The organism is Alcanivorax sp. IL3 (genome assembly GCF_047495465.1).
In the GTDB taxonomy this organism is placed as follows: Bacteria; Pseudomonadota; Gammaproteobacteria; order Pseudomonadales; family Alcanivoracaceae; genus Alcanivorax; species Alcanivorax jadensis.
In genome coordinates, this window is the sequence record NZ_CP179931.1 from 790,001 (window position 1) to 815,470 (window position 25,470).

Below are 25,470 nucleotides of genomic sequence, written 5' to 3' on the forward strand. Positions count from 1 at the left end.
AAACATCTAAGTACCCTTAGGAACAGAAATCAATTGAGATTCCGTCAGTAGCGGCGAGCGAACGCGGATTAGCCCTTAAGTCTGAGAATGATTAGGAGAACGGTCTGGGAAGGCCGGCCATAGTGGGTGATAGCCCCGTATCCGAAAATCTGATCAGGTGAAATCGAGTAGGTCGGAGCACGTGAAACTTTGACTGAACATGGGGGGACCATCCTCCAAGGCTAAATACTCCTGGCTGACCGATAGTGAACCAGTACCGTGAGGGAAAGGCGAAAAGAACCCCGGAGAGGGGAGTGAAATAGAACCTGAAACCGTGTACGTACAAGCAGTCGGAGCCCTCTTTGTGGGGTGACGGCGTACCTTTTGTATAATGGGTCAGCGACTTAATTTCAGTAGCGAGGTTAACCGTATAGGGGAGCCGTAGGGAAACCGAGTCTTAATAGGGCGTTTAGTTGCTGGGATTAGACCCGAAACCGGGCGATCTATCCATGGGCAGGTTGAAGATGCGGTAACACGCATTGGAGGACCGAACCGACTACCGTTGAAAAGTTAGCGGATGACCTGTGGATCGGAGTGAAAGGCTAATCAAGCTCGGAGATAGCTGGTTCTCCCCGAAAGCTATTTAGGTAGCGCCTCGGACGAATACCACTGGGGGTAGAGCACTGTTTCGGCTAGGGGGTCATCCCGACTTACCAACCCGATGCAAACTCCGAATACCAGTGAGTACTATCCGGGAGACACACGGCGGGTGCTAACGTCCGTCGTGAAGAGGGAAACAACCCAGACCGCCAGCTAAGGTCCCCAAATTCCAGTTAAGTGGGAAACGATGTGGGAAGGCTCAGACAGCTAGGAGGTTGGCTTAGAAGCAGCCACCCTTTAAAGAAAGCGTAATAGCTCACTAGTCGAGTCGGCCTGCGCGGAAGATGTAACGGGGCTCAAACTGGATACCGAAGCTGCGGATGTGCACTTAGTGCACGTGGTAGGGGAGCGTTGTGTAAGCCTGTGAAGGTGTGTTGAGAAGCATGCTGGAGGTATCACAAGTGCGAATGCTGACGTGAGTAACGATAATGGGAGTGAAAAACTCCCACGCCGAAAGACCAAGGTTTCCTGCGCAACGCTAATCGGCGCAGGGTGAGTCGGCCCCTAAGGCGAGGCAGAAATGCGTAGCTGATGGGAAACGGGTTAATATTCCCGTACTTCTTATAACTGCGATGGAGAGACGGAGAAGGCTATACCTACCGGGCGTTGGTTGTCCCGGGGAAAGGTCGTAGGCTGAGGTGTTAGGCAAATCCGGCACCTTAAGGCTGAGAACCGAGACCACTGGTCCTTTGTGACCGGGAAGTGGTTGATGCCATGCTTCCAGGAAAATCTTCTAAGCTTCAGGTTATAAGGAACCGTACCCCAAACCGACACAGGTGGTTGGGATGAGTATTCTAAGGCGCTTGAGAGAACTCGGGTGAAGGAACTAGGCAAAATTGTACCGTAACTTCGGGAGAAGGTACGCCGCTGACGGTGATGAGACTTGCTCTCTGAGCTATTGGCGGTCGCAGTGAAAAGGCCCCTGCAACTGTTTATTAAAAACACAGCACTCTGCAAACGCGTAAGCGGACGTATAGGGTGTGACGCCTGCCCGGTGCCGGAAGGTTAATTGATGGGGTTAGCTTCGGCGAAGCTCTTGATCGAAGCCCCGGTAAACGGCGGCCGTAACTATAACGGTCCTAAGGTAGCGAAATTCCTTGTCGGGTAAGTTCCGACCTGCACGAATGGCGTAATGATGGGGGCGCTGTCTCCACCCGAGACTCAGTGAAATCGAAATCGCAGTGAAGATGCTGTGTACCCGCGGCTAGACGGAAAGACCCCGTGAACCTTTACTATAGCTTCACAGTGGACTTTGAACCTGCTTGTGTAGGATAGCTGGGAGACTTTGAAGCGGTGACGCTAGTCATCGTGGAGTCGTCCTTGAAATACCAGCCTGGCATGTTTGAGGTTCTAACCTAGGTCCATTATCTGGATCGGGGACATTGTGTGGTGGGTAGTTTGACTGGGGCGGTCTCCTCCCAAAGAGTAACGGAGGAGCACAAAGGTACCCTCAGCACGGTCGGACATCGTGCAACGAGCGTAAAGGTAGAAGGGTGCTTGACTGCGAGACCTACAAGTCGAGCAGGTGCGAAAGCAGGTCTTAGTGATCCGGTGGTTCTGTATGGAAGGGCCATCGCTCAACGGATAAAAGGTACTCCGGGGATAACAGGCTGATACCGCCCAAGAGTTCATATCGACGGCGGTGTTTGGCACCTCGATGTCGGCTCATCTCATCCTGGGGCTGAAGCCGGTCCCAAGGGTATGGCTGTTCGCCATTTAAAGAGGTACGCGAGCTGGGTTTAGAACGTCGTGAGACAGTTCGGTCCCTATCTGCCGTGGGCGTTGGAGATTTGAGAGGAGCTGCTCCTAGTACGAGAGGACCGGAGTGGACGAACCTCTGGTGTTCCGGTTGTCACGCCAGTGGCATTGCCGGGTAGCTACGTTCGGACGGGATAACCGCTGAAAGCATCTAAGCGGGAAGCCTCCCTCAAGATGAGATCTCCCTGGGGGCTTGACCCCCCTAAAGGGCCGTTGAAGACCACAACGTTGATAGGCTGGGTGTGGAAGCGTTGTAAGGCGTGAAGCTAACCAGTACTAATTGCCCGTGAGGCTTGACTATATAACACCAAAGCAGTCTCGGCTCGCAGAGCCAGGACCGCAAAGATACGGTGTCAGAGATTAGACGCTTGCGTCATTGAGTAGCAAACTTCTCATTCCCAATTGGCTTTGCCGGTGAGCAATGTTGTACACCGGCGAGGCAACCTAATTTAGCGAAAGCTAAACCAGTTTGCCTGACGACCATAGAGTGTTGGAACCACCTGATCCCATGCCGAACTCAGAAGTGAAACGACATATCGCCGATGGTAGTGTGGGGTTTCCCCATGTGAGAGTAGGTCATCGTCAGGCTCTTAAATAAAACAAAAGACCCCCGCCACGAAAGTGTCGGGGGTTTTTTGTTTTATTTAGGATCACGGTGAGCTCCTCTCCCTACCTCGCGGCGAAACCGCCATGTGACATCCGATGCACCGCAGGTGCCAGGGTGTAGGCGCCGCAGGCGTCCCGAAGGGATAGCAAGCTTGCTTGCTACCTAAGTAGGTCATCCTTCTAGCTACGAGCTACGAGCTAGACCTCCCCTCGCCACGCAGCCATAACATCGCTAGATTAGTCCGCCGCGCCAAACCCCCGCCCCGAATCCAGCCCGCTCAGCCTGGATAGAAGGCCGCGTCTAGACCCCCATCCCGGTACTTGGAATCTCGTCATCCCGATAATGTGAATCCACCCAGCATCCTGGCAATGTCTCGCCAGAGGGGAACACCAGGTCTCCCTTGTTGAATGGCTCTGCTTCCTGTGCTTCTTCGCCGTGGTGGTAACGCCCTGTGACTTGGCTACGTAAAGGGTTGACCAGTTCCGTGAGGTCGACAACCTGCACCAGATGACCACTTTTCCGCTCTTTAAGAAACATGCTCTCTGCTCCCTGTGTATTCGGTAACTTTCAGGGTGCGATCAGGGGGGCAGCTCTGGCAAGAGAAAGGCCGTAAACATTATTAAACCAAGAGGGGCTTTATCCACGCTGGCGGCCATTCTATGCTGGACGCTACCAGCGATAAGCGTGGTGATAACCGTGCCATCTGCTGCTGTAAAGGCTCCATCGCTAGCGATGAAAGTGGTATGGTTGGGGTTTATTGAATCAAGCTGGGCGCTGCGTAACAGGGCGCCAGCACGGCGGTGGCTGGATCGGCATCCGGCACCGGGGCAATGATTATTGCGATTTTGCAGGGCAGGCCTGCACCAGACCCGCGAAAACGGGCTGTATCGATACGTTTGGACTTGGGAAAAGGTTAAGAATTATGACAATGGATAATAAGGCAGCAGTAATGAGCCCGCTCAAGGCGCTGGAGCAGCGTTGCGAGAAGCAGGGCCAATCAGTGGCCATGGTTCAGCCCATGGGTGGTGGTGAGCTGCAGGACTATACCTGGGCCCGGATCAATGATGAAGCTCGCAAAATGGCGGCTTACCTGCAGTCGCAAGGGGTGCAGAAGGGCGACCACGTGGCGCTGGTTTCCAAAAACTGTGCGGAATGGATTATTGCCGACCTTTCTATCTGGATGGCAGGCGCAGTCAGTGTGCCGTTGTACCCGACACTGGTTGCAGAAACGGTCCGCCAGATCATGGAGCACAGCGAGTCCAAATTCCTTTTCGTCGGCAAGCTGGATGACTGGGACATCATGAAAGAAGGTGTGCCGGAGGGTGTCAAGCGAGTGGCCTTTACCCTCGCTCCCCGCGATGCGCTGAACGATTTCCCCAACTGGGGCGATATCATCCGCGATACGGCACCGATTGAACAAGTGGCCGAACCTGCCATGGAGGATATTGCGACTATTATTTACACCTCGGGCACCACGGGCATGCCCAAGGGCGTTATGCATGACTTCCAGTCTTTCTCCATCGTCGGAGAGAAGATGATCAAGGTGTATAACCTGACGCCGGAAGAGCGCATGATTTCCTATCTGCCGCTTTCCCACGTGGCTGAGCGTGTGGCGGTGGAAATTGCCCAGCTATATGTGGGTGGTAAGATATTCTTTGCCGAGTCTTTGGAGACCTTCGGCGAAGACATCAAGCGCGCCCAGCCGACAGTATTCTTCGCGGTGCCGCGTATCTGGTCCAAGTTCTACCAAAAGGCTTCTGAGGCGGTGCCGCCCAAGAAGCTGAACAAACTGTTGAAGATTCCCTTCCTGAACAAAGTGATCAAGAAGAAAGTGCTGGGGGCGATGGGCCTGGATCAGTGCCGTATCGCGCTGTCCGGCGCTGCCGCGCTGTCTCCAGACATTATCACCTGGTTCAAGAAGCTGGACCTGGAAATCCTCGAAGTCTATGGCATGACCGAGAATCTGGCCTGGTCGCATACCACCGAAGAGGGTGATCAGAAAATCGGTTGGGTAGGCACCCCCAATGACGGCGTGGAATGCCGCATCGGTGATGGCGGTGAGATCCTGGTGCGTAGCCTGGGTAACATGAAGGGCTACTACAAGCAGCCCGACAAGACTGCTGAAGACCTGACAGAAGACGGCTGGTTGCATACCGGTGATGTGGGCGAGATCGACGAGAAGGGTCGGTTGCGTATCACCGGTCGCGTGAAAGAGATCTTCAAGACGGAAAAAGGTAAGTATGTGGCGCCGGCACCGATTGAAAACCGCCTTTCTACACAGCCAGGTCTGGAGTTGTCCTGTGTTATCGGGCAGGGCATGGGCCAGCCGATTGCCCTGCTGAACATTACCCCGGAAGAGCAGGAAAAGCTCTCCAAAGGCAGTGAAAAAGAACATTTCACCAAGGAACTTGAGGCGCTGCTGACCCGTGTGAATCATGAGCTTGATCCCCATGAGCGCATGACGACTCTGGTGGTTTGCAAGGACGCCTGGACCGTCGAAAACAACCTGATTACTCCTACCTTGAAGCTGAAGCGTAACGAAATTGAAAAACGTTATGCGGATGACATCCCCAAGTGGGCGAAAACCAAAGGGGTGGTTTGGGAAGCTTGAGCACTCTCAAAGAGGCGGATCAGCAATTGATCCGCCTTCTTTCTGATGGGCAGTTCCGTTCCGGCTCAGAATTGGGTCAGGCTCTGGGGATTTCCCGGGCTGCCATCTGGAAGCGCGTCCAGCGTCTTGAGGAATTCGGCATGGCGCTGGAATCCGTCAAGGGAAAGGGTTATCGGCTGGCCCAGTCTGTCGACCTGATTGACCAGATTTCCCTGCAAGCAGAATTGGGTGAACGTGCGCAGCTGCACTACCAGTGGGTGACTGAATCCACCAATGCTGATGCTCTGGCGTTGGCTGGACCGGTGCGCCGACCACAGGTATTTGTCACCGAGTGCCAGACGGCTGGCCGTGGCCGGCGGGGCAGGCAGTGGCAGTCTCCCTTTGCAGCCAACCTGTATTTTTCCATCCGTTTCCCGGTTAGTGGCGGGTTTGCCGCTCTCGGCGGGCTGAGCCTGGCAGTTGGTGTGGCTGTGGCTCAGGCGTTGCAGGAGCTGGATCCGCAGTTGCCGGTAACCTTGAAATGGCCCAATGATCTGCTGATCAATGGCGCCAAGGTGGGCGGTGTACTGATTGAGCTTGCCGGCGAGATGGATGGTCAGGTGGATGTGGTCATTGGTGTCGGGGTGAATGGCCGCATGACGGGCCATCAGGCCCGCGGTATTGATCAGGTGTGGACAGATCTGGCCAGCGAGCTTGTAGAGATGCCATCGCGGACGGTGTTGGCTGCTTGTGTGTTATCTCATCTGCTGGATATGCTGCCGCGTTTTTCGCAGCAAGGTTTTGCCGCTTTTCTGGATGCCTTTGATCGCTATGATGGGGTGCGAGGAAAGTCGGTGCAGGTCCAGTCCGGTGATCAGATGATTCTGGGTGAGGCTGCGGGTGTTCTGGCAGATGGAGCGTTGCGCGTGGAAACCGCGCAAGGTGTGCGTGAAGTGTATGGCGGTGAAGTGAGTTTGAGAGTTCGATGAAACTGTTTGTGGATGTGGGTAATACCGCCCTGAAATGGCGGTTTCGCCAGGGCGAGAAGGTTGAGCAGGGAGGTTGTCGTCATGGCAGAGACTGGCCTGTGGTTATCGACACCCTGCTGAAAGATGGCGGACACATCGAGTCAATCTGGATAGCGTCGGTGGCGGGGCCATCGGCAGATGCCGAGATCGCTAATCTGTTGGCTGAGCGCACCGGGGTGTCTCCGTGCTTTTATTATTCATGCGCGGAAGATTTCGGGGTGCGTAGCTGTTATCCGGAGCCTCGCAAGTTGGGGGTGGACCGCTGGGTGGCGATGATAGAGGGCTACCAGTGTTACGGGGCCAGTATCATTATCGATTGCGGTAGTGCGCTGACCATTGACGCGGTAGACGGCAAGGGGCGGTTTCTGGGGGGGTATATTGTCCCGGGGCTGGGCATGCTGCGTACGGCCCTGTTGCGTGATACCTCTGATGTGCATATTGAGCCTGCCGCGGCCCGGCCGGCCCTGGGCCGGTCGACCGGGGAGTGTGTGCATAATGGTTTGTTGCGCATGTCTGTGGCCTTCGTCACGGAGGTGGTGGTTGAACTGCGCCAAGTGCTTGAAGATACTTGTAAAGTGCTGGTGACTGGCGGTGATGCCCCGAAATTGACAGGTGCTTTCCAGTTCGAGTTTCTGCATATGCCCGACCTGGTCCTTGATGGTCTTGAGCGCGTGGCAGCCCGACAACAATAATGGTGGGGGAACACCGGTGCGGTGGATATTTTACAGCTTGCTGGTCGTGAATCTGGTCTATCTGGGGGTGCAGCTCACAAAGAGTCTGGCGCCGGGGGAGGCGGCGGTATCACTGCGTGCGCCGGCTCAGTCTGCAGGAGGAGATCCGCTGGTGTTGCTTTCGGAGCGATCCCAGCCGACCAGAGAGGGGGCGCGTAGGCCGGAAAGCGGGTCCTTGTGTGCAGTGGTAGGGCCTTGGGAGTCCCGTGATGCGGCCCATGCCGGCGCAGTGCAGCTCAAGGCTGCCGGCTTGCCTGGTCGGGTGCGAGCGCTGACCATCCAGAAGGATCGCCTTAACTGGGTGTACCTGCCGCCCTATGCGGACAGGGAGCGTGCGCTGAGGGTGTTGCACGAGCTGCAAGATCATGGTGTCGACAGCTTCGTCGTCAAGGATGGTGAAGATGCCAACGCCATTTCTCTGGGTTATTTCTCCAGTGCTGAATCGGCAGAAGGCTTGCGCGTAAAGATGCGCAATGCGGGTTATCCGGCCTTTGTGCGTGAAACATCGCGAGCGGTGACCGAATACTGGGTTTATCTGGCCGATCAGAAGCCAGAAGAAAAACCGGAGCTCAATATCTTTCTTCAGGCAAATCAGTCTCTTAAGCTGGATTGGGTGGCCTGCTCCTGAATTGCTGGGTAATTATTAGGCGTTTGATCTCCAAGTGGATTGCGCCGCCATGGTCCTTTCTATAGAATTCGCAACCCTTGTGAGCTGGCGTAGCTCAGTTGGTAGAGCAGCTGATTTGTAATCAGCCGGTCGGGGGTTCGACTCCTCTCGCCAGCTCCAGCTTTTAAACGTGTCTAACTACTTGAAAACAGGTTGACAAGTGGTTGGTCCGTAAAGAAAATGTAGGCCCTTTTCTGGAGGGGTTCCCGAGTGGCCAAAGGGATCAGACTGTAAATCTGACGCGAAAGCTTCGGAGGTTCGAATCCTCCCCCCTCCACCAGATTAAAAGCAAGTCGTTCATTGAATGGCTTGAGTGGCCGGAAGGCTGGCAGGCATCGGAAAGTGTGCGGGTATAGTTCAACGGTAGAACCTCAGCCTTCCAAGCTGATGATGCGGGTTCGATTCCCGCTACCCGCTCCAGCTCCGGTAGGGTTTGGTCATCGCAAGATGGCGTGAAGGTTATGCTCTTGTAGCTCAGTAGGTAGAGCACACCCTTGGTAAGGGTGAGGTCACCGGTTCAAATCCGGTCAAGAGCTCCAATTTCCGGGCCCAGGTATATCCTGGGTCCGGCTTCATGTGTCTTGATGGTGCCAAGGTGGTCTGTGTTTATCAATACAGTCCTTAAATGTGTCTTTATCGGGTGTATGCGCGCCATATGGCGAGGAAGCACAGCCAAGTTAAGAGGTGAAGAGTCGTGGCAAAGGAAAAGTTCGAACGTAATAAACCGCACGTAAACGTAGGCACCATTGGTCACGTTGACCATGGTAAAACCACTCTGACCGCCGCGCTGACCCGCGTGTGTGCAGAAGTTTGGGGCGGTAGCGCCATTGCTTTCGATGGTATTGATAATGCCCCGGAAGAGCGTGAGCGTGGTATCACTATTGCAACTTCTCACGTGGAATACGATTCCCCGACTCGTCACTACGCCCACGTAGATTGCCCTGGTCACGCTGATTATGTGAAAAACATGATCACCGGTGCCGCGCAGATGGACGGTGCGATCCTGGTATGTTCCGCCGCTGACGGCCCGATGCCGCAGACCCGCGAGCACATCCTGCTGTCCCGTCAGGTTGGCGTACCTTACATCGTTGTGTTCCTGAACAAAGCGGACATGGTTGACGATGAAGAGCTGCTCGAGCTGGTGGAAATGGAAGTTCGCGAACTGCTGAGCGACTATGACTTCCCGGGCGACGACACGCCGATCATCAAGGGCTCTGCCCTGAAGGCACTGGAAGGCGATACCAGCGAAATCGGCATGCCTGCCGTGCAGAAACTGGTTGAGTGCCTGGACGAGTACATCCCGGAGCCGGAGCGTGCTGTCGATCAGCCGTTCCTGATGCCGATCGAAGACGTATTCTCCATCTCTGGTCGCGGTACCGTAGTAACCGGCCGTGTAGAGCGTGGCATCATCAAGGTGGGCGAGGAAATCGAGATCGTCGGTATCCACGACACCACCAAGACCACCTGTACCGGTGTGGAAATGTTCCGCAAACTGCTCGACGAAGGTCGTGCAGGCGAGAACGTTGGTGTTCTGCTGCGTGGTACCAAGCGTGATGACGTTGAGCGTGGTCAGGTTCTGGCCAAGCCGGGTTCCATCAAGCCGCACACCAAGTTTATCGCTGAGGTGTACGTGCTGAGCAAGGACGAAGGTGGTCGCCATACTCCGTTCTTCAATGGCTACCGTCCGCAGTTCTACTTCCGTACCACTGACGTAACGGGTGCTTGTACCCTGCCGGAAGGTACCGAAATGGTAATGCCGGGCGACAACGTGCAAATGGACGTTGAGCTGATCGCTCCGATCGCCATGGAAGACGGCCTGCGCTTCGCTATTCGCGAAGGTGGTCGTACCGTTGGCGCCGGTGTGGTTGCCAAAATCACCGAGTAATCATCGCGGTGAAAAAGGGTGGCGGGCTAGCCTGTCACCCTGTTTTATTTAAAGGTTTCAGAGTTACAGGCCAGTAGTTCAATTGGTAGAGCACCGGTCTCCAAAACCGGCTGTTGGGGGTTCGAGTCCCTCCTGGCCTGCCAATTTTCCCAAGGCTGCCGCTTGGGTGGTGGGGTGCATCGTAAGATGAGCGAGAAAACAGAAGCACGTTCCGGCTCTGCCGCCTTCGAGGCGGTGAAGTGGTTGCTGGTAGTTGGTCTGGTGGCCGCTGCTGTTGTCGGTAATGGCTACTTCTCCGAGCAGCCCACTCTTTACCGGGTGGTCGGTGTTGTTGCTGTTGCCCTGGTCGCAGTGTTTTTTGCTCTGCAGACCGAGCAGGGCAAGGCGTTCAATCAGCTACGCAAGGATTCCATGGTTGAGCTGCGCAAGGTAGTGTGGCCGACGCGTCAGGAAACCCTGCAAACCACGATGATTGTTCTTGTCTTTGTTGTGATTGTGGCCCTGTTGCTGTTTGTGCTCGACTGGATCCTCGGTGGGCTCATGTCCTGGGTTATTGGCTAAGGGGTAAACATGGCAAAGCGCTGGTATGTGGTACATGCCTATTCGGGTTTCGAGAAGCACGTAAAACGCGCCCTGGAAGAGCGCGTTAAATTGCGTTCTATGGAGGAGCTTTTCGGCGAGATTCTGGTTCCTACCGAAGAAGTGGTGGAAATCAAGGGCGGTCAAAAGCGCAAGTCCGAGCGTAAGTTCTTTCCAGGGTATGTGCTGGTGCAGATGGAGATGTGTGATGACTCCTGGCACTTGGTAAAAGAAACCCCGAAAGTGATGGGCTTTATTGGTGAGGACCCGAAAAATCCGGGCCGTGTTTCACCAATTACCCAGAAAGAGGCGGATGCCATTCTGCGTCGTATGGATGATGCGGTAGAGAAGCCGAAGCCGAAGACATTGTTTGAGGCTGGCGAAGTCGTACGTGTCAACGACGGTCCCTTCGCTGACTTCAATGGCGTGATTGAAGAAGTGAATTACGAAAAGAGTCGCCTGCAGGTGGCTGTAATGATCTTCGGTCGCTCCACGCCGGTAGAGCTGGAGTTTGGTCAGGTCGAAAAAACCTGATCCTGTTTCGGCAGTATTAATTTAGGTGCCCTGGTCGCTGAAAAGTGGCCGGGGTGTTTTGACAACCTGAGGGGAGCCCGCATCTGGCGCGGCGTTTGCACCCAAGGAGTCTTACGATGGCGAAGAAAGTCCAAGCCTACATCAAGCTGCAGGTTGCAGCTGCTCAGGCTAACCCGTCCCCGCCGGTTGGTCCCGCTCTGGGTCAGCACGGTGTGAACATCATGGAGTTCTGTAAGGCGTTCAACGCCCAGACTCAGCAGCTGGATGCCGGTGCACCGGTTCCTGTTGTGATCACCGTATACAGCGACCGCTCCTTTACCTTCACCATGAAGACGCCGCCGGCGTCTTACCTGCTGAAGAAAGCGGCCGGTATCAAGAGCGGCTCCGGTGAGCCGAACACCAAGAAAGTGGGCAAGGTAACCCGTGCGCAGCTGGAAGAGATTGCCAAGGCCAAAGAGCCTGATCTGACCGCTGCGGATCTGGATGCTGCCGTGCGCACTATCGCGGGCTCTGCCCGTTCCATGGGTCTGGATGTGGAGGGTTAACCAATGGCTAAGTTGTCCAAGCGTACCCGTGCCATCCGGGAAAAAGTAGAAGCTGGCAAGCTCTATCAAGTGGAAGAAGCGGTGGCCCTGTTGGCCGAGCTGTCCACGGTGAAATTCAAGGAATCTCTGGACGTGGCGGTCAACCTGGGTGTTGATCCGCGTAAATCTGACCAGAATGTTCGTGGCGCCTCTGTGCTGCCTCATGGTACCGGCAAAACCGTTCGTGTAGCGGTGTTTGCTCAGGGCGCCAAGGCAGAAGAAGCGAAAGAAGCTGGTGCTGATGTTGTCGGCTTTGACGACCTGGCCGAGCAGGTTCAGGGCGGCGAAATCAACTTTGACGTAGTGATCGCGTCCCCGGATGCCATGCGTGTTGTTGGCAAGCTGGGCACGATCCTGGGTCCCCGTGGTCTGATGCCTAACCCGAAGGTGGGTACTGTGACTCCTGATGTCGCCCAGGCAGTGAAAAACGCCAAGGGTGGCCAGGTTCGTTACCGCACCGACAAGGGTGGCATTGTGCACTGCACCGTGGGTCAAGTGGGTTTCGACTCCAATGCGATCAAGGAAAACGTGGAATCACTGCTGGCTGACCTGAAGAAAGCCAAGCCGTCTTCCGCGAAGGGCACTTACTTCAAGAAAGTAACCCTGTCCACCACCATGGGCCCCGGTCTGAATATCGATCCGGCGTCTCTGGCGATGTAAGTAATTTGAGCCTGGAGCAGTTGGCCAGGCTCGCAAGGGCTTTGATCCCGATGACTCACTCTTTATGAGTGTCTTGTCGGGGCGTCAAAGACCGCAGGTTTCCGGTTCTGTTTGGAGTCTGCCTTTATGAGGCAAGTAACAAGCCGGGATTAAGGGGTAACCGCCTGCGCAGGCGCGGTAGTTGTTTCCTGATCTGTTCAGGTTGTGGCTCCGCGATAATGGTCGGGAAACCGACCCTGGCGACCGCCTCGAAATCAGATTGCAGTCGATTTTGACGGTTAATGTTTGTGAATCCAGGAGGTAAACATGCCTTTGAATCTGGAGGACAAACGGGCGATTGTTGCTTCGGTTAATGCTGTAGCTACTGAAGCGCTGTCTGCTGTGGTTGCTGACTATCGTGGTCTCACTGTTTCTCAGATGACTGAGTTGCGTAGTAAGGCCCGTGAAACCGGCGTGTACCTGAAAGTGGTACGTAATACGCTGGCGAAGTTCGCCGTGAAAGACACTGATTATGAGTGTCTGAACGACGTACTGGTTGGCCCCACTGTTTTGGCTTTTTCCCAGGATGATCCGGGCGCAGCTGCTCGTCTCATCAAGGATTTTGCTAAAGACAATGACGCGCTGGAAGTTAAGGCTCTGGCTGTGGGTGGTGTAGCGTATGGTCCTCAGGATATTGATGTCCTGGCCAAGCTGCCGACTCGCGACGAAGCACTTTCTCAGCTCATGTCCGTTATGCAGGCCCCGGTGGCCAAATTTGTACGTACCCTCAACGAGGTGCCCGGCAAGTTTGTTCGTACGGTTGCTGCAGTCAAGGACCAGAAACAGAGTGCCGCCTGATTTGTCAGGCTGCGTAACTACCCGATCCAATCGGATCGCCCGTGTGGTGATTTAGGAGATTGAAAATGGCCGTTTCCAAAGAAGATATCCTCGGCGCTATCGCCGATATGAGCGTTATGGACCTCGTTGAACTGATCGAGGCCATGGAAGAGAAATTCGGCGTTACTGCCGCTGCTGCTGTTGCTGCTGCTCCTGCAGCTGCTGGTGGCGAAGCTGCTGCCGCTGAAGAACAAACCGAGTTCGACGTTGTTCTGACCGGTTTCGGCGACAAAAAAGTTGGCGTGATCAAGGCTGTCCGTGAAGTAACTGGCCTGGGTCTGAAAGAAGCCAAAGAGCTGGTAGAAGGTGCTCCTGCGCCTGTTAAAGAAGCCGCGTCCAAGGACGAAGCCGAAGAGATCAAGAAAAAGATCGAAGAGGCTGGCGGTACTGCCGAGCTCAAGTAAGCGCATTTGCGCAATGTCTTTCCACAATAATGCGGAAAGGCACCGGCTGGCAGCTTGAGGGCTGCCAGCCTTTTGTCGTTTCTGTGTGAGAGGTTTCATACAGGAATATCACCCAAGGGTGATAGATCAACAGCTGAGGAACGCAGATGGCATACTCATTCACTGAGAAAAAGCGGATCCGCAAAGATTTCGGCAAGCTTCCGAAGGTTATGGAGGTTCCGTACCTTCTGGCCATACAGCTCGATTCTTACCGTAAATTTCTGCAGCAAGATAAAAGTGCAGAAGAGCGTCTGGACCAGGGTCTGGAAGCCGCTTTCCGGTCAGTATTTCCGATTTCAAGTTATTCCGGGAATGCAGCGCTGGAGTATGCCGGCTATGAGTTCGGCAAGCCTGTTTTTGATGTAAAAGAATGTACTGTTCGTGGTACCACCTACGCTGCGCCGCTGCGCGTACGGATTCGTCTGGTCATTTATGACAAGGAATCCAGTGGCGCCATCAAGGATATCCGTGAACAGCAGGTCTACATGGGCGAAATGCCCCTGATGACCGAAAACGGTACCTTTGTGATCAATGGTACCGAGCGTGTCATCGTGTCCCAGCTGCACCGTTCACCCGGTGTGTTTTTCGATCACGATAAAGGCAAGACTCACTCTTCCGGCAAGCTGCTGTATTCCGCTCGGGTGATTCCTTACCGTGGTTCCTGGCTGGACTTCGAATTCGATCCCAAGGACCAGGTGTTCGTACGGATCGACCGTCGCCGCAAGTTGCCGGCGACTATCCTGCTGCGTGCGTTGGGCTATACCTCCGACGAAGTGTTGGAGATGTTCTTCGAGACCAACGAAATCGCAGTGGAAGACGGCATTTACCGTATGAAGCTGGTGCCGGAGCGTCTGCGTGGTGAAACCGCGACCTTCGATATCCTGGCTGACGGTGAGGTCGTGGTGGAGCGTGGTCGTCGTATTACTGCGCGCCATATCCGCCAGCTGGAAAAGGCCAATATCGAGTACCTGGAGATTCCTGCTGAATACCTGCAGGGCAAGTACCTGGCCAAATCCATTATCGACCAGGACACTGGCGAGATCCTGGTGGAGTGTAATACCGAGCTGACTGCGGAAACGCTGGAAAAGCTCGAGCAGGGCGGAATCGACTATTTCGAAACCCTGTATACCAACGATCTGGACAACGGCCCATTTATGGCCGACACCCTGCGTGCCGACCCGACCCGTACTCCGCTGGAGGCGCTGGTCGAGATCTATCGCATGATGCGTCCGGGTGAGCCGCCGACCAAGGAAGCGGCAGAGAACCTGTTCAAGAACCTGTTCTTCACCGACGAGCGTTACGACCTGTCTGGCGTTGGCCGGATGAAGTTCAACCGTCGTCTCGGTCGCGAAGATGAAACCGGTCCTGGCATCCTCTATGACGGTCGCTACTTCAGTGCCCGTAGTGACGAGGAAGGCAAGCAGTACTTCGCACAGATGGGCGAAGAGACCTCTGACATCATCGAAGTGCTGCGCACCCTGGTGGATATCCGCAACGGTAACGGTGTGGTGGATGATATCGATCACCTGGGTAACCGTCGTGTGCGTTCCGTGGGTGAAATGGCCGAAAACCAGTTCCGTGTGGGTCTGGTGCGTGTGGAGCGTGCGGTCAAGGAGCGTCTGAGCCTGGCGGAATCCGAAGGCCTGATGCCTCAGGATCTGATCAATTCCAAGCCGGTGGCGGCTGCTGTTAAAGAGTTCTTTGGCTCTTCCCAGCTGTCCCAGTTCATGGATCAGAACAACCCGCTGTCCGAGATCACTCACAAGCGTCGTGTTTCCGCGTTGGGCCCAGGCGGTCTGACTCGTGAGCGTGCCGGCTTTGAGGTGCGCGACGTTCACCCGACTCACTATGGTCGTGTGTGTCCGATCGAGACCCCTGAAGGTCCGAACATCGGTCTGATCAACTCTCTGGCCACCTACGCTCGCGCTAATGAGTACGGTTTCCTGGAGTCGCCTTACCTGAAAGTGATTGATGGCAAGGTCAGCGAAGAAATTGAATACCTGTCAGCTATCGAAGAAGCCGAGTGTGTGATTGCACAGGTGGACGCGAAGATGACGGAAGAGGGCGGTTTCGAAGAAGACTTCGTGACTGTGCGTCACCGTTACGAATTTACCGTGATGGAGCGCGACACCATTACCCATATGGATGTCTCGCCTCGCCAGGTGGTGTCTGTGGCGGCGTCCCTGATTCCGTTCCTGGAGCACGATGATGCTAACCGTGCCTTGATGGGTTCCAACATGCAGCGTCAGGCTGTGCCCACCCTGCGTGCCGACAAGCCGCTGGTAGGTACAGGCTTTGAGCGTCATGTGGCGCGCGATTCCGGTGTTTGTGTGGTTGCCGAGCGTGGCGGTGTGGTGGACAAGGTGGATGCTTCGCGCATCATCGTCCGTGTTAACGACGATGAAGTCACCGAAGGCGAAGCCGGCGTTGATATCTATAACCTGACCAAGTACACCCGCTCCAACCAGAACACCTGCATCAACCAGCGTCCGCTGGTGAAGGTGGGCGACAAGGTTGCCGCGCGGGACATCATGGCTGACGGTCCGTCCGTGGACATGGGTGAGCTGGCTCTGGGTCAGAACATGCGCGTCGCGTTCATGCCCTGGAATGGCTACAACTTCGAGGATTCCATCCTGATTTCCGAGAGGGTGGTGAAGGAAGATCGCTTCACCTCCATCCATATTCAGGAGCTGACCGCGATTGCCCGTGATACTAAGTTGGGCCCGGAAGAAATTACTGCCGATATTCCCAATGTGGGCGAGGCCGCACTGTCCAAGCTGGACGAGTCCGGCATTGTTTACATCGGTGCGGAAGTGGGTGCCGGCGATATCCTGGTGGGCAAGGTAACACCGAAAGGTGAAACCCAGCTGACCCCGGAAGAGAAGCTGTTGCGTGCCATTTTCGGTGAGAAAGCCTCTGACGTGAAAGATACCTCCCTGCGAGTGTCTTCCGGCGTCAAGGGTACCGTGATTGATGTACAGGTCTTTACCCGCGATGGCGTGGAAAAAGACGAGCGTGCCAAGCAGATCGAGCAGGACTCCCTGGACCAGTTCCGCAAGGACTTGAAGGACGAGTTCCGTATTGTTCAGCAGGATATCATGGAGCGTCTGCGCACCGTGCTGGTGGGCAAGAAGGTCAACGGCGGCGCCGGCTTCAAGCGTGGCACTGAGCTGACTGCCGACGCCCTGAATAACCTGGACGCGGAAAAATGGTTCGAACTGCGCCCGGCCGACGATGATGTGGCCGAGCAGCTTGAGCGCGCCCAGCAGTATCTGGAACTGCACAAGAAAGAGCAGGACGAGCGCTATCGGGACAAGCAGGCCAAGATCTCCGGTGGCGATGATCTGGCTCACGGTGTGCTGAAAGTGGTCAAGGTTTACCTGGCCATCAAGCGTCGCATCCAGCCTGGTGACAAGATGGCTGGCCGTCACGGTAACAAGGGTGTGATTTCCGTAATCATGCCGGAAGAAGATATGCCGTACGACGAGCATGGCGTGCCGGTGGATGTGGTGTTGAACCCGCTGGGTGTACCGTCCCGTATGAACGTGGGGCAGATCCTGGAAACCCATTTGGGTTGGGCTGCGAAGGGCCTGGGCGAGCGCATCGGTGAAATGCTGGCCGAAGAGAAGAAAGTGGCGGAAGTCCGCAGCTTCCTCGACAAGATCTACAACAAGGCAGGTGCCGGTGGTTCACCGGAAGATCTGGACAGCTTTAATGATGACGAAATCATCGAGCTGGCCCAGAACCTGGTTGGTGGCGTTCCCATGGCGACCGCGGTATTCGACGGTGCCAAGGAATTCGAGATCAAGGAACTGCTGGAGCTTGCCGGCTACGACCGTTCCGGTCAGATGCAACTCTGGGATGGCCGTACCGGTGAGAAGTTCGATCGCAAGGTCACCGTGGGCTACATGTACATGCTGAAGTTGAACCACCTGGTGGACGACAAGATGCATGCCCGTTCCACCGGTTCCTACAGCCTGGTAACTCAGCAGCCGCTGGGTGGTAAGGCGCAGTTCGGTGGTCAGCGTTTCGGTGAGATGGAAGTGTGGGCGCTGGAAGCCTATGGCGCCGCCTACACCTTGCAGGAAATGCTTACCGTGAAGTCCGATGATGTGAATGGCCGTACTCGTATGTACAAGAACATCGTGGATGGTGATCACCGTATGGACCCGGGTATGCCGGAATCCTTCAACGTGTTGCTGAAGGAAATCCGCTCTCTCGGTATCAATATCGAGCTGGAAAACGACTGAAGCAATGTGCGCCGCTCTCCCGTGAGGAGAGCGGCTCGTGTTGTTACCCGGGTTTAGGAAAGAATTGAGAGCGTAAAGCTCGCTACGGAGGACTGGCCTTGAAAGACCTGCTGAATCTGCTTAAAAGTCAGGGACAAGTCACGGAGTTTGATAAACTCAAGATCTCTCTGGCACCGCCGGATCTGATCCGCTCCTGGTCTTTCGGCGAAGTGAAAAAGCCGGAAACCATTAATTATCGTACCTTCAAGCCGGAACGGGATGGCCTGTTCTGTGCGCGCATCTTTGGTCCGATCAAGGACTATGAGTGTCTGTGCGGCAAGTACAAGCGTCTCAAGCACCGTGGTGTGATCTGTGAGAAGTGTGGCGTGGAAGTCACCCTCTCCAAGGTTCGCCGTGAGCGCATGGGTCACATCGAGCTGGCTAGCCCTACCGCGCACATCTGGTTCCTGAAGTCGCTGCCGTCGCGCATCGGCCTGATGCTGGATATGACCCTGCGCGATATCGAGCGGGTGTTGTACTTCGAATCCTTTGTGGTCACCGAGCCGGGTATGACTACTCTGGAGCGTGGCCAGCTGTTGACCGACGAAGAATACTTCGACTCCCTGGAAGAATTCGGCGACGAATTCGAAGCCAAAATGGGTGCCGAAGCCGTGCAGCAGTTGCTCATGGAGCTGGACCTGGTCGAAGAGATCAAGATCCTCCGTGAGGAAGTGGAATCCACCAACTCCGATACCAAGCTGAAGAAGCTGTCCAAGCGTCTCAAGCTGATGGAAGCCTTCAAGGATTCCGGTAACAAGCCGGAGTGGATGATCCTTACTGTGCTGCCGGTTCTGCCGCCGGATCTGCGTCCGCTGGTACCGCTGGATGGTGGTCGTTTTGCCACCTCCGACCTGAACGATCTGTACCGCCGGGTGATCAACCGGAACAACCGTCTCAAGCGTCTGCTGGACCTGAGCGCTCCGGACATCATCGTGCGCAACGAAAAGCGCATGCTGCAGGAATCTGTGGATGCGCTGCTGGATAACGGTCGTCGTGGCCGCGCCATCACTGGCTCCAACAAGCGCCCGCTGAAGTCCCTGGCTGACATGATCAAGGGTAAGCAGGGTCGTTTCCGTCAGAACCTGCTGGGTAAGCGGGTCGACTACTCCGGTCGTTCCGTGATCGTGGTAGGTCCGTCTCTGAAGCTGCACGAGACCGGTCTGCCGAAGAAAATGGCCCTGGAGCTGTTCAAGCCGTTTATCTTCGCCAAGCTGGAAGCGCGTGGCCTGGCCACGACGATCAAAGCTGCCAAGAAGATGGTCGAGCGCGAAACCGCCGAGGTGTGGGATATCCTCGCTGAAGTGATTCGCGAACACCCGGTGATGCTGAACCGGGCGCCGACCCTTCACCGTCTGGGTATCCAGGCGTTCGAGCCGGTACTGATCGAAGGTAAGGCAATCCAGCTGCATCCGCTGGTGTGTGCTGCCTTCAACGCGGACTTCGATGGTGACCAGATGGCGGTGCATTTGCCGCTGACCCTGGAAGCCCAGCTGGAAGCCCGTGCGCTGATGATGTCGACCAATAACATCCTCTCCCCGGCCAACGGCGAGCCGATTATCGGCCCGACCCAGGACGTGGTGCTGGGTCTGTACTACATCAGCCGTGACAAGGTAAATGCCAAGGGTGAAGGCCAGATTTTTGCCGACACCAAAGAAGTTATGCGCGCCCTGGCCAACAAGCAGGTAGATCTGCATGCCCGGGTGAAAGTGCGTGTTCACGAAGTGGTAAGAGATCTGGAAGGCGGCGTGGAAGAGCGCACCTTTATTGCCGATACTACCCCTGGCCGCTGCAAGCTGTGGGATATCGTGCCGACGGGTCTGGGCTTTGCCATGGTCAACCAGAACATGACCAAGAAAGCCATCTCCAAGCTGCTTAACACTTGCTACCGGATTCTCGGCACCAAAGAGACCTGTATCTTTGCTGACCAGCTCATGTATCTGGGCTTCCGCGAGGCCACCTTGTCCGGTTCCTCCATCGGTGTGGAAGACATGGTGATCCCGGATGCCAAGTACACCATGATTGATGCTGCCGAAGACGAAGTGCGCGAGATTGAGGAGCAGTTTGCTTCCGGTCTGGTGACCCGCGGCGAGCGTTATAACAAGGTGGTGGATATCTGGGCGCGTACCAATGACCACATCGCCAAGGCAATGATGGAAAACCTGCGCGTCGAAGTGGTGAAAAACCGTGACGGCGAAGATGAAGAGCAGGGTTCCTTCAACTCCATCTTCATGATGGCCGATTCCGGTGCACGGGGCTCCCCGGCCCAGATTCGTCAGCTGGCTGGTATGCGTGGTCTGATGGCCAAGCCTGATGGCTCCATTATCGAAACGCCCATTACCAGCAACTTCCGTGAAGGTCTGAACGTACTCCAGTACTTCATCTCTACTCACGGTGCCCGTAAGGGTCTGGCCGATACCGCCTTGAAGACAGCGAACTCCGGTTACCTGACTCGTCGACTGGTCGACGTGGCACAGGATCTGGTGGTTACCGCTGAGGATTGCGGTACTGAAGAAGGCCTGCTGATGACGCCGCTAATCGAAGGCGGTGACGTGGTTGAGGCATTGGGTGAGCGCGTACTGGGTCGTGTTGTGGCCCGTGATGTGATGAACCCGCTCAGTCAGGATGAAGTGCTGGCCGAAGTTGGCACCCTGCTGGACGAAGTATGGGTCAACAAGCTGGAATCCATGGGTGTGGATGAAGTGCTGGTGCGCTCGCCGATCACCTGTGCCACTCGCTGGGGTGTCTGCTCCACCTGTTACGGCCGTGACCTGGCCCGTGGCCATCAGGTCAACGTCGGTGAAGCGGTTGGTGTTATCGCTGCCCAGTCTATTGGTGAGCCGGGTACCCAGCTGACCATGCGGACCTTCCACATCGGTGGTGCGGCGAGCCGAGCTTCTGCGGTATCCAGCATTCAGATCAAGCATGGCGGTAAGGTGCGTTTCCACAACGCCAAGCATGTGCAGCACAAAGATGGTCTGGTGATCGTTTCCCGTTCTGCCGATCTGGCGGTAGCGGATGAGCTTGGCCGTGAGCGTGAGCGTTACAAGCTGCCTTACGGTGCCACCGTGACCGTGGGTGAAGGTGATCAGGTTGATGGCGGTCAGGTCGTTGCTACCTGGGACCCGCATACCCACCCGATCATTGCGGAAGTGGAAGGTAAGGTGCAGTTCGGTGATATGGAAGAAGGTATCACCGTAAATCACCAGACCGACGAGCTGACCGGCCTGACCAACATCGAAATGCTGGGCACCCAGAACCGCCCTGCCGCTGGCAAGGACATGCGCCCAGTGGTGCGTGTGGTTGATGGCAAGGGCAAGCCGGTATTGATGCCCAATACCGATATGCCGGCCCAGTACCTGTTGCCGGGTGGTGCACTGTGTGGTCTGAAAGATGGTGCAAACATCTCGGTGGGTGACGTGATTGCGCGGATTCCGCAGGAATCCTCCAAGACTCGTGACATCACCGGTGGTCTGCCTCGTGTTGCCGATCTGTTCGAAGCGCGGAACCCCAAAGAAGCGGCAATCCTGGCTGAAAAGTCCGGTACCGTGTCCTTCGGTAAGGAAACCAAAGGCAAGGTTCGCCTGGTAATCACCCCGGATGACGGTGGTGATGTCTACGAAGAGCTGATTCACAAGTGGCGTCAGCTGAACGTCTTCGAAGGTGAGAAAGTCGAGAAGGGTGAGGTGGTCTCTGATGGTCCGCTCAACCCGCACGATATTCTGCGCCTGATGGGTGAATCTGAACTGGCTCGTTACATCGTTAACGAGGTGCAGGAGGTTTACCGTCTGCAGGGTGTGAAGATCAATGACAAGCACATTGAAACGATCATCCGTCAGATGTTGCGTAAAGTAGAGATCCTGGAAGTGGGCGAGTCCCGTTTCATCAAGGGCGAGCAAGCGGAATATGCCCGTGTGATGGAAGAGATCGAACACCTCAAGGCCGAGGACAAGATGCTGCCGCAGTACGAGCGTCAGTTGCTGGGTATCACCAAGGCATCCCTGGCTACCGAGTCCTTTATCTCTGCAGCATCTTTCCAGGAGACCACTCGGGTTCTTACCGAGGCAGCGGTCACCGGCAAGGAAGACGATTTGCGCGGCCTGAAAGAGAACGTGGTGGTGGGGCGTCTGGTACCGGCTGGTACTGGCTATGCTCACCATCTGGAGCGTCGCCGTCAGCGTGCCGAGGCACGCGGGCCGGAAGCGCCCACTATGGACGAGGTGGAAGCCGCCCTGTCCGAGGCTCTCAGCTCCTCAGACGAGTGATTGCTGGCGAGTGACGGAACCCCCGGCATCTTGACGTGATGCCGGGGGGTCCCTACAATCGCTGCCCCCCTGTTCTATGGGCAGTAAATGGGTGTCAGAGCTGTCAGATGACGGTTTCTGTCACAGAACTGTAAGCGTGAGGCAGTAGTTTCATGGCAACTGTAAACCAGCTGGTGCGCAAACCGCGCAGAAGCAAGGTAGAAAAGAGCGACTCCGTAGCCCTGCAGGGCTGCCCCCAGCGTCGCGGCGTTTGCACTCGGGTGTATACCACTACTCCGAAGAAGCCGAACTCCGCACTGCGTAAAGTGTGTCGTGTGCGTCTGACCAATGGTTATGAAGTATCTTCCTACATCGGTGGTGAAGGTCATAACCTGCAGGAGCACTCCGTAGTACTGATCCGTGGCGGTCGTGTAAAAGACCTTCCCGGTGTGCGCTACCACACTGTTCGTGGAACTCTGGATACGGCAGGTGTGCAGGATCGCAAGCAGCGTCGCTCCAAGTATGGCGCCAAGCGTCCCAAGAAGTAATTGAAGTAACCGAGCCCCTTTTCTGAATGCCGCAGCTGTATGGCTGCGGAGGGATGAGTAAGGTCCGGACGGTATGCCGTTCCGGAATTACCTGAAGATTTCCCCGCCCTAAGCGGGAACATTAGAGGAACACATCCGATGCCAAGACGTCGCGTTGTCGCCAAACGTGAGATCCTCCCGGATCCGAAGTTTGGAAGCCAGATTCTGGCCAAGTTCATGAACCACGTAATGGTTAGTGGTAAGAAATCTGTGTCCGAGCGTATTGTTTATGGCGCTCTGGACATCATTGCCGAACGCAAAGGGGCTGATTCCCTGGAGATGTTCGAGAAGGCGCTGGACAATATCCGTCCTGCCGTTGAGGTAAAGAGCCGCCGTGTTGGTGGTGCCACTTACCAGGTTCCTGTTGAAGTTCGTCCCAGCCGTCGTACTGCTCTGGCAATGCGTTGGTTGGTAGACGCTGCCCGTAAGCGTGGCGAGAAGAGCATGCCTGCCCGTCTGGCCGGCGAAGTGATGGATGCCGCCGAAGGCAAGGGCTCCGCGATGAAGAAGCGTGAAGACGTGCATCGCATGGCCGAGGCTAACAAGGCCTTCTCTCACTTCCGCTTCTAAGGCAGAAGGCAGTCGAGTGAAACCGGCCTATGATCAGGCCGGTTTCTATATTTGAATCAGTGAATCGAGGTTAGCCGCGTGGCACGTAAGACTCCTCTCAATCGCTATCGTAATATCGGTATCTGCGCCCACGTAGATGCGGGTAAAACTACCACCACCGAGCGTGTTCTTTTCTACACCGGTATTTCCCACAAAATTGGTGAAGTGCATGACGGTGCTGCCACCATGGACTGGATGGAGCAGGAGCAGGAGCGTGGTATTACCATTACCTCCGCTGCGACCACCACCTTCTGGCAGGGCATGGACAAGCAGTACGACCAGCATCGTATCAACATCATTGATACTCCCGGGCACGTGGACTTTACCATTGAGGTAGAGCGTTCCCTGCGTGTACTGGATGGTGCCGTTGTGGTGTTCTGCGCGTCCTCCGGTGTTGAGCCTCAGTCCGAGACTGTATGGCGTCAGGCCAACAAGTACGAAGTACCGCGCATCGTGTTCGTTAACAAAATGGACCGCGCTGGGGCGAACTTTGATTCCGTGTGCGAGCAGATTCGCAAGCGTCTGGGTGCCAAGGTTGTGCCGATCCAGTACAACATTGGCGCAGAAGATGAGTTCAAGGGTGTTGTCGACCTGATCCGGATGAAAGCTATCTTCTGGAATGAGGAAGACATGGGTGTGACCTACGAAGAGAGGGACATCCCGGAAGACATCCAGGCCCGCTGTGACGAGCTGCGCGAGCAGATGGCTGAAGCGGCCGCCGAAGGCTCTGAAGAGCTGATGGAAAAGTATCTGGATAACGGCGAACTCACCAACGACGAAATCAAGGCGGGTCTGCGTCAGCAGGTTCTGGCTAATGAAATCGTTCTTGGCTTGTGTGGCTCTGCGTTCAAGAATAAGGGTGTGCAGGCACTTCTGGATGCCGTTGTCGAATTCCTGCCGGCGCCCGATGAAGTGAAAGCGATTCAGGGTGTTTTGCCGGATGGGGAAACCGTTGAGTCACGTAAGTCTGCTGACGACGAACCGTTCTCTGCGCTGGCATTCAAAATCGCCACCGACCCGTTTGTGGGTTCTCTGACCTTCATTCGTGTTTACTCTGGCATCTTGAACTCCGGTGATAGCGTGCTGAACTCTGTGCGCGAAAAGAAAGAGCGAGTAGGGCGTCTGCTGCAGATGCATGCCAACAGCCGTGAAGAGATCAAGCAGGTTCTGGCTGGCGATATCGCTGCCTGTGTGGGCCTGAAAGATATTACTACCGGTGACACCCTGTGCGATCTGAACAAGCCGATCGTGCTGGAGCGTATGGAATTCCCGGATCCGGTAATCTCTGTTGCGGTAGAGCCGAAGTCCAAAGCCGACCAGGAAAAAATGGGTCTGGCGCTGGGTCGTCTGGCTCAGGAAGATCCGTCTTTCCGTGTGAAAACCGACGAAGAGACTGGTCAGACCATCATCTCTGGTATGGGTGAGCTGCACCTGGATATTCTCGTGGATCGTATGAAGCGCGAATTCAAGGTTGAAGCCAATATCGGTGCGCCGCAGGTTGCCTACCGTGAAACCTTTACCCGTGCTGCCGATGTGGAAGGTAAGTTCGTCAAGCAGTCCGGTGGTCGTGGTCAGTATGGTCACGTGAAGGTGAAGTTTGAGCCTATCGATCGTGACGAAGAGTTCCAATTCGTGGAACAGATCCATGGTGGTTCTGTACCCAAAGAATACTTCGGTGCAGTCCAGAAAGGTATCGACGAGCAGCTGCAGTCCGGTGTGCTTGCTGGTTATCCGATCCTTGGTGTGAAGGCGACCCTTTACGATGGTTCCTACCATGAGGTGGATTCCAACGAAAACGCTTTCCGCATGGCGGGTGCTCTGGCTGTTAAGAACGCAGCGAAAGAGGCCGGTGCGGTACTGCTTGAGCCGATGATGAAGGTAGAAGCGGTAACTCCGGAAGACTACATGGGTGACGTCATGGGCGACCTTAACCGTCGTCGCGGTATCGTTCAGGGCATGGAAGACACCATGGCCGGCAAGATTATTCGTGCCGAGGTGCCGTTGTCTGAAATGTTCGGTTACGCTACTGATCTGCGTTCCATGTCTCAGGGGCGTGCCAGTTACTCCATGGAGTTCCTGAAGTACGCTGAGGCACCGAAGAATATCGCTGATGAAGTCATCAGCGGCAAGAAATCTTAAATTTACGGTTAATTTGTTAAAGGT

At 55.6% G+C, this 25,470-nt stretch carries 17 protein-coding genes, 5 tRNA genes and 2 rRNA genes (1 of these 24 running past the window's edge); 23 read left to right on the top strand and 1 reads right to left on the bottom strand.

Annotation, left to right across the window (positions count from 1 at the left end; genetic code table 11):
* Positions 1-2,698, top strand: a 23S ribosomal RNA gene (locus tag ACMG4M_RS03675) (it extends 194 nt beyond the left edge of the window).
* Positions 2,699-2,869: 171 nt separating this feature from the next.
* Positions 2,870-2,985 (top strand): 5S ribosomal RNA (rrf, locus tag ACMG4M_RS03680).
* A 319-nt stretch (positions 2,986-3,304) separates the two neighbouring features.
* On the opposite strand, the gene ACMG4M_RS03685 is transcribed toward rrf, so the two are convergent.
* On the bottom strand, positions 3,305-3,541 hold the full coding sequence (locus ACMG4M_RS03685; RefSeq protein ID WP_035250691.1) for a hypothetical protein: 237 nt from the start codon (positions 3,539-3,541) through the stop codon (positions 3,305-3,307).
* Positions 3,542-3,926: 385 nt separating this feature from the next.
* Between ACMG4M_RS03685 and ACMG4M_RS03690 the strand changes: the two genes are divergently transcribed.
* From ACMG4M_RS03690 to fusA, 21 genes are all read left to right on the top strand, one after another.
* Positions 3,927-5,615: an AMP-binding protein gene (locus ACMG4M_RS03690; protein ID WP_232222158.1), complete on the top strand. Its 1,689-nt coding sequence runs from the start codon at positions 3,927-3,929 to the stop codon at positions 5,613-5,615.
* Positions 5,612-6,583 (top strand): bifunctional biotin--[acetyl-CoA-carboxylase] ligase/biotin operon repressor BirA, encoded by a 972-nt coding sequence (birA, locus tag ACMG4M_RS03695; protein ID WP_035250695.1) that lies wholly within the window; start codon positions 5,612-5,614, stop codon positions 6,581-6,583. Before ACMG4M_RS03690 ends, birA begins: the two co-directional genes overlap by 4 nt.
* Entirely contained in the window at positions 6,580-7,314 is a 735-nt protein-coding gene (locus tag ACMG4M_RS03700) for a type III pantothenate kinase (protein WP_035250698.1), read from the top strand. Before birA ends, ACMG4M_RS03700 begins: the two co-directional genes overlap by 4 nt.
* 16 nt (positions 7,315-7,330) lie before the next feature.
* Positions 7,331-7,981 carry an SPOR domain-containing protein gene (locus ACMG4M_RS03705; protein ID WP_035250701.1) on the top strand — a complete coding sequence of 217 codons (651 nt, stop codon included), beginning with the start codon at positions 7,331-7,333 and terminating at the stop codon, positions 7,979-7,981.
* Between the two features lie 83 nt (positions 7,982-8,064).
* Positions 8,065-8,140: transfer RNA gene (locus tag ACMG4M_RS03710), tRNA-Thr, on the top strand.
* 76 nt (positions 8,141-8,216) lie between these two features.
* Positions 8,217-8,300 (top strand) — tRNA-Tyr (locus ACMG4M_RS03715).
* Positions 8,301-8,366: 66 nt separating this feature from the next.
* A tRNA-Gly gene (locus tag ACMG4M_RS03720) sits at positions 8,367-8,440 on the top strand.
* A 43-nt stretch (positions 8,441-8,483) separates the two neighbouring features.
* Positions 8,484-8,559, top strand: a tRNA-Thr gene (locus ACMG4M_RS03725).
* Positions 8,560-8,714: 155 nt separating this feature from the next.
* Positions 8,715-9,905, top strand: coding sequence for an elongation factor Tu (gene tuf, locus ACMG4M_RS03730; protein ID WP_035250768.1), 1,191 nt, complete (start codon positions 8,715-8,717; stop codon positions 9,903-9,905).
* A 67-nt stretch (positions 9,906-9,972) separates the two neighbouring features.
* Positions 9,973-10,048 (top strand) — tRNA-Trp (locus ACMG4M_RS03735).
* A 43-nt stretch (positions 10,049-10,091) separates the two neighbouring features.
* Positions 10,092-10,466: a preprotein translocase subunit SecE gene (gene secE, locus ACMG4M_RS03740; protein WP_035250682.1), complete on the top strand. Its 375-nt coding sequence runs from the start codon at positions 10,092-10,094 to the stop codon at positions 10,464-10,466.
* Between the two features lie 9 nt (positions 10,467-10,475).
* Positions 10,476-11,018: a transcription termination/antitermination protein NusG gene (nusG, locus tag ACMG4M_RS03745; protein WP_062817990.1), complete on the top strand. Its 543-nt coding sequence runs from the start codon at positions 10,476-10,478 to the stop codon at positions 11,016-11,018.
* 116 nt (positions 11,019-11,134) lie between these two features.
* Positions 11,135-11,563, top strand: coding sequence for a 50S ribosomal protein L11 (gene rplK / locus ACMG4M_RS03750; RefSeq protein WP_035250655.1), 429 nt, complete (start codon positions 11,135-11,137; stop codon positions 11,561-11,563).
* A gap of 3 nt (positions 11,564-11,566) precedes the next feature.
* Positions 11,567-12,262, top strand: a complete 696-nt coding sequence (gene rplA, locus ACMG4M_RS03755; RefSeq protein ID WP_035250658.1) for a 50S ribosomal protein L1 — start codon at positions 11,567-11,569, stop codon at positions 12,260-12,262.
* A gap of 306 nt (positions 12,263-12,568) precedes the next feature.
* Complete coding sequence (gene rplJ / locus ACMG4M_RS03760) at positions 12,569-13,099, top strand: 50S ribosomal protein L10 (RefSeq protein ID WP_035250661.1); 531 nt, start codon at positions 12,569-12,571, stop codon at positions 13,097-13,099.
* A gap of 65 nt (positions 13,100-13,164) precedes the next feature.
* Positions 13,165-13,542: a 50S ribosomal protein L7/L12 gene (rplL, locus tag ACMG4M_RS03765; protein ID WP_035250664.1), complete on the top strand. Its 378-nt coding sequence runs from the start codon at positions 13,165-13,167 to the stop codon at positions 13,540-13,542.
* A 146-nt stretch (positions 13,543-13,688) separates the two neighbouring features.
* Positions 13,689-17,831, top strand: a complete 4,143-nt coding sequence (gene rpoB / locus ACMG4M_RS03770) for a DNA-directed RNA polymerase subunit beta (RefSeq protein WP_035250667.1) — start codon at positions 13,689-13,691, stop codon at positions 17,829-17,831.
* Positions 17,832-17,929: 98 nt separating this feature from the next.
* Positions 17,930-22,132 (top strand): DNA-directed RNA polymerase subunit beta', encoded by a 4,203-nt coding sequence (gene rpoC / locus ACMG4M_RS03775; RefSeq protein WP_035250670.1) that lies wholly within the window; start codon positions 17,930-17,932, stop codon positions 22,130-22,132.
* Positions 22,133-22,284: 152 nt separating this feature from the next.
* Complete coding sequence (rpsL, locus tag ACMG4M_RS03780) at positions 22,285-22,659, top strand: 30S ribosomal protein S12 (RefSeq protein ID WP_035250673.1); 375 nt, start codon at positions 22,285-22,287, stop codon at positions 22,657-22,659.
* A gap of 138 nt (positions 22,660-22,797) precedes the next feature.
* Positions 22,798-23,268, top strand: coding sequence for a 30S ribosomal protein S7 (rpsG, locus tag ACMG4M_RS03785; RefSeq protein WP_035250676.1), 471 nt, complete (start codon positions 22,798-22,800; stop codon positions 23,266-23,268).
* Positions 23,269-23,346: 78 nt separating this feature from the next.
* Entirely contained in the window at positions 23,347-25,446 is a 2,100-nt protein-coding gene (fusA, locus tag ACMG4M_RS03790) for an elongation factor G (RefSeq protein WP_035250679.1), read from the top strand.
* Positions 25,447-25,470 lie beyond the last annotated feature (24 nt).